This is a genomic window from Extibacter muris (genome assembly GCF_004345005.1).
In the GTDB taxonomy this organism is placed as follows: Bacteria; Bacillota; Clostridia; order Lachnospirales; family Lachnospiraceae; genus Extibacter; species Extibacter muris.
This window is the reverse complement of the sequence record NZ_SMMX01000027.1, coordinates 1-13,088: the sequence shown is the minus strand read 5'-3', so window position 1 is coordinate 13,088 and position 13,088 is coordinate 1. Positions and strand designations below refer to the sequence as shown.

The window sequence follows — 13,088 nt, the reverse complement described above, 5'->3', positions numbered from 1 at the left end:
GGTAAGGAGGAAAAATCATGTTGAAATATTACGGAGCAGATGCGGACTTTTCATTAGAGGGGAAAACGGCGGTCATTACTGGAGGCGCTGCGGGGATCGGATACGCCACGGCGCAGTTCTTTGCGAAAAAGGGCGTGAAGATATGTTTAGCTGATTTGAATCCTGATGTAGACAGCGTTGCAAAGAAACTGGATCCGAAAGCGATCGGTGTGGCAGGAGACGCTACCGATGAATCCTACAGGGAGAGAGTGCTTGAAGAGGCGGTAAAGGCGTTCGGCCAGGTCGATATACTTGTAAACTGTGCGGGAATCGTGGCGCTTGAGAAGGCAGAGCTTATATCTGAGGCAGACTGGGACCGAACGATGAACGTGAATCTGAAGGCATCTTTTATGATGGCTCAGATGATGGGCAGATATTTTATTGATAAGGAAGTGGAAGGGTGCATCGTGAACATGGCATCCCAGGCAGGAGTCATCGCGCTCGACAGGCATGTGGCCTACTGTGCTTCCAAGGGGGCGATTATAGCGATGACTAAAGTCATGGCTTATGAATGGGGCAGATACGGAATACGCGTCAATGCAGTATCCCCGACGGTCGTGCTGACAGAACTGGGGCATAAGGCATGGGACGGTCCCGCAGGCGATGCGTTCAAAGAGGAGATGCCTTCCGGACGCTTTGCGGAACCGGATGAGATTGCCGGAGCAATCGGCTTTTTGTGCAGCGGCGCGGCAGCCATGATCACGGGACACAATCTGCTGATTGACGGCGGATATACGATTAAATAATATTACCAGGGCAAAGTAATATAAAGGAGGCAGCATATGCAGAGAATATTAAATAATCCGGATGATATCGTGGACGAGATGCTGAAAGGATTCCTGAAAGCGCATTCTGATATCGTGGAGGCGGCGGACAATCCGCGTGTCGTAAAGGCCAGGAACATTCCGGAAGGCAAGGTGGGCGTCGTCACAGGCGGGGGCTCGGGCCACAAGCCTGCTTTCATCGGCTATGTGGGCAGAAACCTCTGCGACGCGGCGGCAGTCGGGGAGATATGTTCCTCTCCGACAGCGGCGGCATTTCTGGATGCATGCAGGGAAGCAGACCAGGGACAGGGCGTGGCCTGCCTGTACGGCAATTATTCCGGCGATAATATGAATGTCAAGATGGCGGTGAAGATGGCAAAAAAGGCCGGGATAACCGTCAAGACGGTGGTTGCCAATGACGACGTGGCCTCCGCGCCAAAGGATCAGAGGGAAAAGAGAAGAGGCGTGGCAGGCGAAGTGCTCATGTGGAAGGTAGGGGGCGCAAAAGCAGCAAAAGGCGGCAGCCTGGATGAAGTCATAGCGGCAGCCCAGAAGGCTATCGACAATACGAGAAGCGTAGGAATCGGCTTGACACCTTGCACGCTGCCGGCGGTGGGGCACCCGAACTTTGAGATTAAGGACGGTACGATGGAAGTAGGCATCGGACATCACGGCGAGCCCGGTATAGAGGTATGCCCGCTTGCCCCGGCGGCCCAGATGGCAAAACGCATGACAGATGTCGTGCTGCCCGATTATCCGTTCGCAGAAGGCGACGAAGTGGCGGTCCTCGTCTCCGGCCTGGGTGCTACGCCGGTGATGGAATTATACGTACTGTATGATGAGATTGACAGGATCTTAAGCGGGAAGGGCATCAAGACATATAAAGCTTATGTGGGGAACTACTTTACATCGCTAGAGATGATGGGGGCAACGCTTACCGTCATGAAACTGGATGATGAGCTGAAAGAACTGATCGACATGCCGGCCGAAAGCATGGGATTAAAACAGTTCTGATTCGATAAGAGGCTGCAAGGAGGAATAGCATGGACAGATTTAAAAATGCAGACGGAAAACCGGTGCTGCTTAAGATGGTGAAAGGAATCCAGGACAATAAAGCATATCTCGGAGAAGTAGATGGCCTGATCGGGGACGGAGACCACGGGATGAACATGAACAAAGGGTTCACGGTATTCGAGACAAGGTTCAAAGAGAAGGACATCAGCTTTACGGAAGGGCTTGACGAACTTGGCATGATTCTGCTCAACGAGATAGGCGGATCCATGGGCCCGATATATGGGACTATCTTCATGGACATGGCGGAAGCCGGAGAAGAGGCCGAAGAGATAGGCCCGGCTGAATTCGCAGATATGCTGGAAGCAGGGCTTTCGGGCCTGTGCGGCATCGTGGAGGCAAAGGTAGGAGACAAGACGCTCGTAGACACGCTTGCCCGGGCGGCAGAGACGGTCAGAGACGGAGCGGAGGCAGGAACCGGGTTCGCTGAGATTCTCGATAAGATGAAAGACGCAGCGAGAGCAGGGCGGGACTCCACCAAAGATATGGTAGCCAAGTTCGGACGTTCCAGCCGGCTTGGAGAACGGTCGCGAGGGGTGCTCGATGCCGGTGCGACATCATGCTGCACCATCCTGGAAGCGATGGCGGACGGGATAAAAGAATTGCTCTAGGGACACCCTGAATTGAAAAAGGGACAGGGCAACCGCCCGTCATTGATAGCGATTATCCTGCAGGGGCAGGCCTCGATTCCGGCAATCTTCAGCGGCAGCATGAACACGAGAGCGCGTCCGCCCTCTATCTTGTCGAGATTCGTAAGAGACTCGACCATGGCAAGATTATGGCGGAACGCAAGGTTGTGGTTCGGCTGGTCCGGGACGTTGAAGTTCTCCAGCGAAGTTGCGTCGGTACCGATAGCTTTGATTTTCTTTTCCGTTATGAGCCATTGCATGGCATCACATGCTATGTAAGGATACGGTTCCCAGTCGACGGTGCGCCAGTTCTTGTCAAGGCCTGTGTGGAGGAATACGATATCTCCTTCCTGAATCTTGTCTCCATATGCCTTGAATTCCTCAAGAGACATGCAGTCTCCGGCCTTCTTATCTGTGAAGTCCAGGACGACCGCCTCTCCGATCAGGCTTGTGAGAGGAAAGGTGGCTGCATCCAGCCCGCCCTCTATATGGTGGAGCGGGAATTCCACATGGGTGCCGCAGTGGGTTGAGAAGTTCACGTCTCCTGATACATACCAGGTGCCGGGGCTGTGGGGTTCGCCCCGCTCTCCGAGGATGTCCACGTCATATACCCAGGTCTGCAGGTTAAAAGGTTCTTCTCTTGGAATCATGCGGTGGCTCAGTTCCACTACTTTGCTGAAATCTACTTTCATACGGTTCTCTCCTTTTTATTGTCTGGTTCATGTACGTACCATTTTGTGGCAGCGGTTTACTTCCGGAGCATGTCTGCCCGTTTCTTCATGGTCTCCTTCAAGTCATGGTACAGCTCTTTGTAAAGTGCAAAGTACCGGCTGTACTGTTCGTGATGTGAGAGGTTGGGGCGGATGGGCGCCCCCATGGCAATCCAGCGCTCGATCAAGCTGTAATCACTTATGTGACCGGATCCTATGGCTGCAAGGAAGGCATCGCCGAGGGGCGCTTCGGCGTCCTGTACAGGCGTGCACACGGGAAAGCCGGTGACGTCTGCGAAGATCCCCTTCCAGAGGCTGGAGCGGGCTCCTCCGCCGACAAGCACGATCTTGCTGATATCGGACATGGGTCCTGTCATGCATTCCATGATATGCCTCAGCGAATAAGCCACGGATTCCAGGACAGCCCTGTATATGTGGGCCCTCGTGTGCGAGAGCGTGAGCCCGAACAGTACCCCAGTGGCGTTCTCATCCCATATAGGCGTCCGCTCTCCCATAAAGTAGGGGAGCGCGATAAGGCCGTCGGATCCAGGGCCTGCCTTGGCATCCCGGACTTCTTTTTCCAAAAGCTCATAAGAGGAAGAAGAGTCCTGGCCGAGAAAATTCTGGGCAAACCACCTTGGAAGCGCGCCTGCAGTGGATGCGCCGCCGTACGTGTAGCTCATTGCGTCCGGCTCTATGCAGTAAGGCATGGAGATGAGGTTCGGATTGCCGGGCTTTGTACGGTGTATAAAGCCCCAGTTCAGGGAGGTGCCGAGTACGGCCGCATTGTCGCCGGGGCTGGTGATTCCTGCGCTGAGCATAGAAGCGATACAGTCTACGGTGCCGGCGCAGAACGGCACGGGACGGCCGATTCCGAGCTTTTCCTGATACTCCTTGTTCAGCGTTCCTACTATCTCTTCCGGCTTGCAGAATCTGGAAGGAAGAGACGCGAAAGGGATCCCCAGTCTGCAGCACATATCTTCAGACCAGGTATGCCCTGCATAGTCGTATATGCCTCCCACATTCCCGGCGGAACAATAGTCGACCGCCAGTTCCCCGGTCATTTTGTATATGATATAACTGTGGATCGGAACGATATGCCGGATTCTGGCCCAGGCGGAAGGCTCATGCTTCCGGACCCAGAGCAGCTTTGTATATCCGAAGTAGGAATCTATGCCATTGCCGGATGTGCGGAAGATATCTTCTTCTCCAATCAAAGCTCGCAGCTCCCGGCTTTCATCCTCTGCCCGGCGGTCCATCCAGATGATGGAAGGGCGCACCGGAACCATATCCTCATCACACATGGCTCCGGTCCCTCCGTACAGCGCGCTGATGCAGACGGCCTCTATGCTGTCGGTGGGTGGGAGGTGTTCTGTGACGGCACGTATCGCCGACACGGCGGCATCGAGCCACACATCGGGGTGCTGTTCGGCCCAGTTGCCGCGGGGCTTGCTCAGGCCGTAAGAAACGGTTGCCTGTGCGTGGATGGTGCCGTGTACGTCGGCGGCTACTGCTTTCGTGCTCGATGTGCCTATATCACATCCGATAAATAACTGTCTGTCCATATCGTATCCTCCTGTCACAACGCCGCTTCCTCTAGTTCCTTCATTCCGATTCTGTATTCTTCTTCGGAAGGAGTCTTTCCGTGAAAGGCGACGACATTCTCCATGAATGAGACTCCTTTGCCTTTGACCGTATGGGCGATGATGGCGGTCGGCTGCCCCTTATGGCAGCGAGCGGCATCGAACGCCCCGAAGATAGCGTCGAAATCATGTCCGTCTATCTCGATCGTGTTCCAGCCGAAGGCCTCCCATTTTGCTCTTATGTCAAGCATGTTTTTCACGTTCTTCGTCTCTGCGTCATTCTGCAGACCGTTGATGTCATGAGGGCGGTGAGGTTATCGAGATAGTAGTGCGCTGCCGTTGCCGCGGCTTCCCATATCTGGCCTTCGTTCAGCTCTCCGTCTCCGATCATACAGTACACGCGCCCCTGGTGCCCTTCATAGCGGTTGGCCAGTGCCATGCCGTTGGCAGCGGAAAGGCCGATGCCGAGAGAGCCGCTTGTCATCTCCACGCCCGGAGTCTTCTTCATGTCCGGGTGTCCCTGCAGCATACCGTCGATTCTCCGGAAAGAAGTGAGAAGCTTTTCCTTTGGGAAGAAGCCGGCATTAGCAAGCGTGGCGTAAAGCGCCGGCGCGGTGTGGCCTTTGGAGAGGACGAAGCGGTCCCGCTCCGGATTGTCCGGTGCTGCCGGGTGATAGCGCATCTCGTCAAAGTAGAGGGCGGTCAGCATCTCTACCATGGAGAAGGAGCCGCCGAGATGACCGGAACGGATATTGTAAACCATCTCCAGAATATCTCTGCGTATTATATTTGCCTGTGATTTCAGTTCTTTTATATCTCTGGACATCATTAACCTCCTACGCTTTCATGCTGATTGCCCGTCTGGCGGCGTCGATGATATGGTCCGCGGTGAGGCCGTATTTTTGATAGAGTTCATCCTGAGTACCTGATTCTCCGAAGCAGTCCTCCACTCCGACACGGATGACCGGTACGGGACAGGTCTGTGACAGGTACTCGCTTACCGCGCCTCCAAGCCCTCCTGTGACCGAGTGGTCTTCGGCAGTTACAAAGGCTTTTGTCTTCCTGGCCCTGTCGAGCAGCAGATCTTCCGGCAGCGGTTTGATGGAATAGGTATTCAGGACGGTTGCGTGAATCCCTCCGGAGCGGAGGGCGGAGGCCGCAATAAGGGCCTGCTCTACCATAAGCCCGCAGGCTGCGATAGTGACATCGGGGCCTTCCCGCAGGACATCCGCCCCACCGGGGAAAAAGGACTTGTTTTCATCAAATATGTCTTCCGCCAGATCACGCCCGAGCCTGAGATAAGCAGGCCCCTCATGCTTCAGCATGGCCTCCGCGGCAGCCTTTGTCTCGGTCACGTCAGCGGCCGCATATACCTTGAAGTTAGGCAGGGCGCGCATGACGGCGATGTCCTCCAGCGCCTGGTGGGTCGCCCCGTCCTGCCCTACGCAGAGCCCGCTGTGGGTGGCGATGATCTTGACGTTCAGATTGGGATATGCGACCGCCTGGCGTATCTGCTCAAATGGCTTCTCGGATACGAACATGGAAAAACCTACGATTACAGGAAGAAGGCCTGCGGCTGCCATGCCGGCTGCCGTACCAATCATGTCAGCCTCGCTGATGCCGACGCCGAACATGCGGCCGGGCCAGGCTTTGGTGAACCCGGTCAGTTTCAGCGCCCGGGCAGAATCGGCATTCAGGACGACCAGGTTGTCATAGTCTTCGGCACTTTTCATGACGGTGTCGATAAGCGTAGAGCGAAATGATTTTTTCATAAATAATAGTCCTTTCTAAAAAATATTTTGTAAAATTTAGTTTGTGCTCCAATTATAGAATATAATAAATGGATTGTAAATACTAAATAATGTACAACATATTGCAAAAATTAATCAAAAATAAATGTATAAAATAACCAAAATGTAGAGATAATACAAAAAATTAACTCCAAAAATAACGTATTGAAAGAGGAGTAAAACTATGGGATAATAAGACTAAGATGACAGAATGGGAGAAAAAGCAAATGGGTATGATTGAAAATGGACGTAATATTCTGGCGACGACAAGGTTTCTTCTGCCCAGCCTGACGGCGGCAGAAAAGAGAGTGGCAGAGTTTGTTCTGGCATCGCCAAAGGAAGTTACCAGAATGTCTCTTAAAAAGCTTGCGGCCAGATGCGAGTGCGGGGAAGCCACGATTGTCAGGCTCTGCAAGACGATTGGGGTATCGGGATATGCAGAGCTCAAGAGCCTGCTGGAAGTGCAGCTTCGGATGCCTGCCATCCAGGAGGAATCCGTGCGCCTGAGTACCGGGCAGGGGATGGGAGAAATCGTGGAGAGAGTGTTTGAGCTGAACATACTGAACCTGCGCAGGACGCTTGAGGTAGCTGCGGTAGAAGAATATGAAAATGCATGTGAAGTGCTCTCGACTGCTAACAAGATATGCTTCTTTGCCATTGGCGACGCCATGTTTCCATGCAGCTATGCGAGCCTGCGGTTCAGAAGGATCGGTTACGACTGTTATGCGGACAGTGATGCCGATGTTCAGATTGTGAATGCATGCAACATGAAGGAGGGGGATGTGGCGATTGCCATCTCCCACAGCGGCAGGACCAAGCAGGTGGTGGAGGCCATGCGGATCGCGAAGGGCCAGGGCGCCGTCACGATATGCATCACCAAAGCCGGAAAGTCGGAGCTCACGAAGTATTCGGATATCGTCCTGTACAATGTGACGACGGATACGACGGTGGACAAGGAGATCATTGCCCGCAGGGTAGCCGAACAGGCTATGCTGGATGCGGTGTACATGGGCGTGCTGCAGAAGATGGAGTCTAATTCGTTTGCAAGATTGCAGGAGGTTTCGGAAAATCTAAAAGTGAATAAATTGCCGGATAAAAATGTGTAAGGTCGAGGAAAATCTGGGAGGAACAATCAACATGAAGTATAAAGCGAAGGATATTGCCCGGGAACTGGGAGTATCCCCGGCTACCGTATCCCTGGCTCTTAACAACAAGCCGGGGGTCGGTGAAGAAAAAAGAGAAGAGATCATGAAGAAGATTATAGAGCTGGACTGTGAGTATCTTTTGAAGGACGGGGGAGTCAAACGGGGGGATATAGGCTTTGTCATATATAAGTGCGGCGGGGCGATCGTAGACGAATACCCATTTTTCAACTATCTGTCCGAGAGCCTCAACAAGGCGATCGAGAAGAACAACTATACGATGACCATGATGTATCTGGACAAGAGCATGCCGCTGAATGAGAGGTATGTCGCACTGGAGAACTTCCGGTATGCCGGTTATATCGTCTATGCGGTGGAGATGTATCCGGAGGACATGGAGGTCTTCTCCAAGCTCAATGTCCCGTGCGTATTCATAGACAATCCGTTTCCGACGCTGGCGGTGGACACGGTTACGGTGGACAACTACCTCGGGATATACCAGGGGTTTGAATATCTGTACCAGATGGGACACAGGGAGTTTGGTTATATCAAGAGCAAGGTGGCGATCCTCTGCTTTGAGGAGCGGATGCAGGCGTTTGAGGACTGCCTGCGGCGCCGGGGGCTTACGTTTGACGAAGAACGGATTATGGAAGTGGGATATATGGAATCGGAAACGGAACGGGACGTGGGGCGCTATCTGGACATCCATGCGAAGCTGCCCACTGCCTTCCTCGCGGATAACGACCTGCTTGCATGCCGCGCGGTGCAGGCCATGAAGAAGCGGGAGATAAAGGTGCCGGACGAAGTCTCTATCGTCGGGTTCGACAACCGGCCTATCTGTTCCTTTACGGATCCCAAGGTCACGACAGTACAGCTGTCCGGCGATGAGATGGGCGAGATGGCCGTTGAGATGCTCATGGAAAAAATGAGCAACAAAAGGAAACATACGGTAAAATATAAACTTGGTACAAAATTGATTGTAAACGAAAGTGTGAAGGAATTAGTGTAAATCAAGGCAGTTAAAAATTTAGTAGTGTTTTTGCTAAATTAATTTAGTAAAAACACTACTTTTTTATTTGTAATTTAGTTGACACGGCAGGACAAAGGTGATATAACTTGGTTATAAAGTCAAAAAACAGAGGGAAATATGTTAAAAGTTAGTCAAAGTGCTACATTTCTCAAAATATTTATAAATTGTTCAATAAATTTAGAAAAAATAATTTAGTCTACAATTTATAAAAAATTTACTAAATAGCGATTCCCCGTGACTGAAAAATTTAGGAGAAAGGAGGAACATTTCAAGGAGGCTTTGCAACATGCAAAAAGCAAAGGTTAAGTTTGAAAGGAGAAAATTATGAAAAAGAAAATTGTTAGTTTATTATTGGTCGCAGCTATGGTATTGGCCATGGCAGGATGCGGGAGCAAAGACGAAGGAAAATCTGATTCAAAGTCAGAGGAAAAGAAGACGGAGGATACACAGGAAGCTGCAAATGCGAAAGCTCTTGCAGACCAGGACTTTGATACGAGCTATGAGCCGAAGAAAGACGAATACAAGATCTACTGTACATACAAGTTAGTACATGCATGGTATGACGCGATCGAAGTCGGTGTCAAGGCAGCCGTAGCGGACTTTAAGGACAGGGGCGTAACGATTGATTATGAGTGGTATGCACCGGTTGAGCCGGACGCGGTTGACCAGGTCAACTCGATCGAGACTGCGGTAGGACAGGGATATGACCTTGTTGCGGTAGACGTCAACCAGATCGAGACGACGCAGCCGGCAGTTGACGATGCTGCAGATGCGGGGGTAAAGGTTGCGCTGTTTGCCTCTTCTGATATTCCGGATTCCGAGAGGTCATTCTTCGTAGGGAATAATGACAACTACGGCGACGGCGCTGCAATTGCAGAAGCAGTGTGTGAGAAGATGGGCAAGAAAGGCAAGATTGCTTTCCTGTCAGGAACGATCGGGGCATCTTCACATGAACAGCGTCTGGAAGCTTTCTACGATACCGTTGAGAAATATCCTGATATCGAAGTAGTCGATGACCAGAGAGACAATGACTTCGTAGAGAAGGCTATCGAAATTACAGAAGCATGGATGCAGGCTTATCCGGACCTTAATGGTATCCTCTGCAACAACATGTCCAATCCGGTAGGTGCATGTCAGGCTGTAAAAGATGCAGGCAAGAGCGGTGAAGTGATCATCGGCGGTATGGATCATGACCTTCGTACATTCAACTACCTGAAAGACGGTACGTTATATGTTGCCCAGGTACAGAACTGCTACGATATGGGATACAAGCTCATCTACAATGCTGTGAAATGTATCGACGGCGAAGACGTAGATGAAATCACAGACGTTGGATCGACATCTGTATACCAGGATCAGGCAGATGAGTACATCGACATGCTGTTTGGCGAAAAATAAGCAGAATTAAGCTTCGCTTGGAAGCAGGGAACATCTTTTGAAAGGTTATATAATTCCACGCGATTATGTAAGCATGGTTGCGTGGAATTTTTATACCTTGGTGCCGGGAGCGCACCCGCACCCAGGGCTCGGGCCAGAGATGAGGAAAGAGAAGAAATGTAGCACGAAGGATTGAAAAAAAGGTAGAGGAAGTGAATAAGTTGAGCGAATTCGTAATTGAAATGAAAAGGATCACCAAGACCTTCCCGGGAACAAAAGCGCTGGATAAAGTCGACTTGAGCATCAGGCCGGGCGAGATCCATGCACTGCTGGGAGAAAACGGTGCAGGTAAGAGTACACTGATGAATGTCCTCACCGGACAGTACATCATGGACGAAGGCGAGATCTTCATGGACGGCAGACCGGTCAAGATCTCATCCCCTAAGGATGCCTTTGGCAAGAATATCGTATTAGTTCCGCAGGAACTGAACCTGATTCCCGAAGCTACGATCGAGGAAAATATTTTCCTCGGGAATGAGAGAGCCAAAGGAACTTTGATTAACTGGAAAGAAACACAGAATGAAGCAATCGAATTATTGAAGATTTTAAATGTTGAGATAGATGTGACGCGCAAAGTCAAGACGCTGTCTGCTGCGTACCAGCAGCTCGTGTCTATTGCGCGGGCACTCGCCTATTCGCCGAGGGTGCTTATTCTGGATGAGCCGACGGCGGTGCTGACGAATAAAGAGGCCGTATCCCTGTTTGAATCCATGCAGAGGTTGAAAAAAGAGGGAACGGCGATGGTATTCATCACCCACCATCTGGACGAAGTGCTTGAGCAGGCGGACCGCATGACGATCATGCGTGACGGGAAGCTCGTCAAAGTAACGGAAGTCAAAGATATGACAAAAGAAGATATCATTACCAGCATGGCGGGCAAAAAGGTAGAACAGTCCAAGCACATTGCAAGAGAAGTGTCCGGCGAAGTATTCTTTAAAGCAAAGGAGCTGAACCGGGAAGGGGAGTTCCAGGATGTGAGCTTCCAGGTGAAAAAAGGAGAGATCCTCTGCGTGGCAGGGCTCGTAGGTGCCGGCAGAACAGAGATATTCAAGACTGTATTCGGGATAACCCAGAAGGAGCCGGGCGGAAAGACGTTCGTGGAAGGAAAAGAAGTAGACATCAAGGATCCGCGGGTGGCAATCAGGCTCGGCATGGGATATGTATCTGAGGAAAGACGGCATGACGGTATCACGCCGGGCATGTCTGTGCTTGAAAATATGATGCTTCCTTCTTATGACCAGCTGAAGAAGAACGGCCTCATCAATTTCAAAGAGGCATCCCGGATTGCGGATGATTACATCAGCAAGTTTAAGATCAAGACTGCGGGACAGGAGCAGCTTATCAAGAACTTAAGCGGCGGCAACCAGCAGAAGGTCATCGTTGCGCGCTGGATGGCCAAAGGCATCAAGATGCTCATCATGGATGAGCCCACCAGAGGTATCGATGTCAATGCCAAAGGAGAGATCCATCAGCTTGTCAGAGAACTGGCGGACAACGGAGTCGCGGTAGTGGTCATCTCTTCCGAGATGGAAGAGGTGCTGGCGCTCGCGGACCGGGTAATGGTCGTACACCAGGGAAGAATCAAAGGATATATTGAAGATGTAGACATGACCACAGAAGAAGACGTTCTGAAAGTGGCATTTCAGTAGGAGGGAATAAAACAATGGGTAAAAAAATGATTGATTTCTTTAAATCTACTGCAGGGATGGTACTTATTGTAACAATTCTTGTAGGTATCGCGGTTCACGCTGCCACAGGCAACTTTTTCACGGCATATAACATCAGTACGCTGACGCGTGCGGCTTCCTTCATCATCATCATCAGTTTCGGACAGACAATCGTGCTCCTGACGGGAGGCATCGACCTTTCCGTGGCGGCCATCGGCTCTGTCAGCAGTATGTTTGCGGCTACATTTATGGTTGAGATGGGGATGAACTCTTATCTTGCAATTATCGTATCTTGCCTGCTTGGTATCGTATTCGGCGCGGTCAATGGATTTTTCATCGCTTATCTAAAGATTACTCCATTCATCGTTACGCTGGCGACAGGAGAGATATACAAAGGTATCGTATACATCATTACGAAGGGTATGCCTATCGTGGGCGTCCCGGAGGATGCACAGTTTATCGCAAACGGCGTTATCGGAGATATTCTTCCGACGATTGTAATTATCATGATTGTCATCTGTGTCATACTGACCATCATGCTCAGACGGACCAAATTCGGCCGACACATCTTTGCGCTTGGCGGCAACCGGAACTGTGCAAAGATCGTCGGCATCAAGACCGAGCGGGTAGAGATGATGGTGTACTGCTTAAGCGGGCTTCTGGCGGCTACGGCCGGGGTGCTTATGACGTGTAAGCTGGCGTCCTTCCAGGCGAGTATCGGAGCCAACTGGGTCATGCCTTCCGTAACGGCTTCGGTCCTTGGGGGAACGTCCATGACCGGCGGTATCGGAGGGGTTGTCGGTACGGTAATCGGTGGTCTCTTAAGTGGCACCATATCTACATCCATCACGCTGATGCGTGTGTCATCTTACTGGGAAACGGTTGTTACCGGCGGCGTCGTTCTTATCGCTGTCGTCATCGATGCTATGAAGGAAAACCCGGTAATGCGCGAGAAGATGGTGCGTATGTTCAAGAGAAAATAATCCGTGTGATACATAGACAGAGCGAGTCAAATAGAAAGGACAGTAATATGGAAAATCTAAAAGCATTGGCTTATCAATTAAGAGAAACCGTAATCGACATGATCGTCGAGGGGAAGGCCGGCCACATCGGCGGCGACATGAGCGTGATGGAGATCCTGACGGAGCTGTACTTCTGCCAGATGGACGTAAGCCCTGAGAACCAGGACGACCCGGACCGCGACAAGTTCGTCATGAGCAAGGGCC

11 protein-coding genes and 2 pseudogenes are annotated in these 13,088 nt (G+C 51.4%); 9 read left to right on the top strand and 4 right to left on the bottom strand.

What is annotated here, in order from left to right; all coding sequences use genetic code 11:
- The first annotated feature begins 17 nt into the window (after window positions 1-17).
- Genes E1963_RS18210 through dhaL form a run of 3 tightly spaced genes read left to right on the top strand, consistent with a single transcriptional unit; the run spans window position 18 to window position 2,485 of the window.
- Entirely contained in the window at window positions 18-785 is a 768-nt protein-coding gene (locus E1963_RS18210; RefSeq protein WP_132281182.1) for a GolD/DthD family dehydrogenase, read from the top strand.
- 36 nt (window positions 786-821) lie between these two features.
- The gene (locus tag E1963_RS18205) at window positions 822-1,817 is read left to right on the top strand and encodes a dihydroxyacetone kinase subunit DhaK (protein ID WP_132281179.1); all 996 of its coding nucleotides are present in this window, start codon (window positions 822-824) and stop codon (window positions 1,815-1,817) included.
- A 29-nt stretch (window positions 1,818-1,846) separates the two neighbouring features.
- Window positions 1,847-2,485: a dihydroxyacetone kinase subunit DhaL gene (gene dhaL, locus E1963_RS18200; protein WP_132281176.1), complete on the top strand. Its 639-nt coding sequence runs from the start codon at window positions 1,847-1,849 to the stop codon at window positions 2,483-2,485.
- Here the strand turns inward: dhaL and E1963_RS18195 are convergent.
- The 4 genes and pseudogenes from E1963_RS18195 to E1963_RS18180 form a co-directional block, all read right to left on the bottom strand.
- The gene (locus tag E1963_RS18195; RefSeq protein WP_132281173.1) at window positions 2,482-3,195 is read right to left on the bottom strand and encodes a cyclase family protein; all 714 of its coding nucleotides are present in this window, start codon (window positions 3,193-3,195) and stop codon (window positions 2,482-2,484) included. The two genes, dhaL and E1963_RS18195, sit on opposite strands and share 4 nt — an antisense overlap.
- Window positions 3,196-3,251: 56 nt before the next feature.
- Window positions 3,252-4,778 carry an FGGY-family carbohydrate kinase gene (locus E1963_RS18190; RefSeq protein ID WP_132281170.1) on the bottom strand — a complete coding sequence of 509 codons (1,527 nt, stop codon included), beginning with the start codon at window positions 4,776-4,778 and terminating at the stop codon, window positions 3,252-3,254.
- 14 nt (window positions 4,779-4,792) lie between these two features.
- Window positions 4,793-5,622, bottom strand: a pseudogene (locus E1963_RS18185) (transketolase).
- A gap of 10 nt (window positions 5,623-5,632) precedes the next feature.
- The gene (locus tag E1963_RS18180) at window positions 5,633-6,568 is read right to left on the bottom strand and encodes a transketolase family protein (protein ID WP_132281167.1); all 936 of its coding nucleotides are present in this window, start codon (window positions 6,566-6,568) and stop codon (window positions 5,633-5,635) included.
- 245 nt (window positions 6,569-6,813) lie between these two features.
- On the opposite strand from E1963_RS18180, the gene E1963_RS18175 reads away from it, so the two are divergent.
- The 6 genes and pseudogenes from E1963_RS18175 to E1963_RS18150 form a co-directional block, all read left to right on the top strand.
- Window positions 6,814-7,692, top strand: a complete 879-nt coding sequence (locus E1963_RS18175) for a MurR/RpiR family transcriptional regulator (protein WP_167482256.1) — start codon at window positions 6,814-6,816, stop codon at window positions 7,690-7,692.
- Between the two features lie 31 nt (window positions 7,693-7,723).
- Window positions 7,724-8,737: a LacI family DNA-binding transcriptional regulator gene (locus E1963_RS18170; protein ID WP_167482255.1), complete on the top strand. Its 1,014-nt coding sequence runs from the start codon at window positions 7,724-7,726 to the stop codon at window positions 8,735-8,737.
- 345 nt (window positions 8,738-9,082) lie between these two features.
- Window positions 9,083-10,156 carry a substrate-binding domain-containing protein gene (locus tag E1963_RS18165; RefSeq protein ID WP_132281158.1) on the top strand — a complete coding sequence of 358 codons (1,074 nt, stop codon included), beginning with the start codon at window positions 9,083-9,085 and terminating at the stop codon, window positions 10,154-10,156.
- A gap of 191 nt (window positions 10,157-10,347) precedes the next feature.
- On the top strand, window positions 10,348-11,844 hold the full coding sequence (locus tag E1963_RS18160) for a sugar ABC transporter ATP-binding protein (RefSeq protein ID WP_243117801.1): 1,497 nt from the start codon (window positions 10,348-10,350) through the stop codon (window positions 11,842-11,844).
- 14 nt (window positions 11,845-11,858) lie between these two features.
- Window positions 11,859-12,845: an ABC transporter permease gene (locus E1963_RS18155; RefSeq protein ID WP_132281152.1), complete on the top strand. Its 987-nt coding sequence runs from the start codon at window positions 11,859-11,861 to the stop codon at window positions 12,843-12,845.
- 47 nt (window positions 12,846-12,892) lie between these two features.
- Window positions 12,893-13,088 (top strand): annotated as a pseudogene (locus E1963_RS18150) (transketolase); the annotation flags it as partial.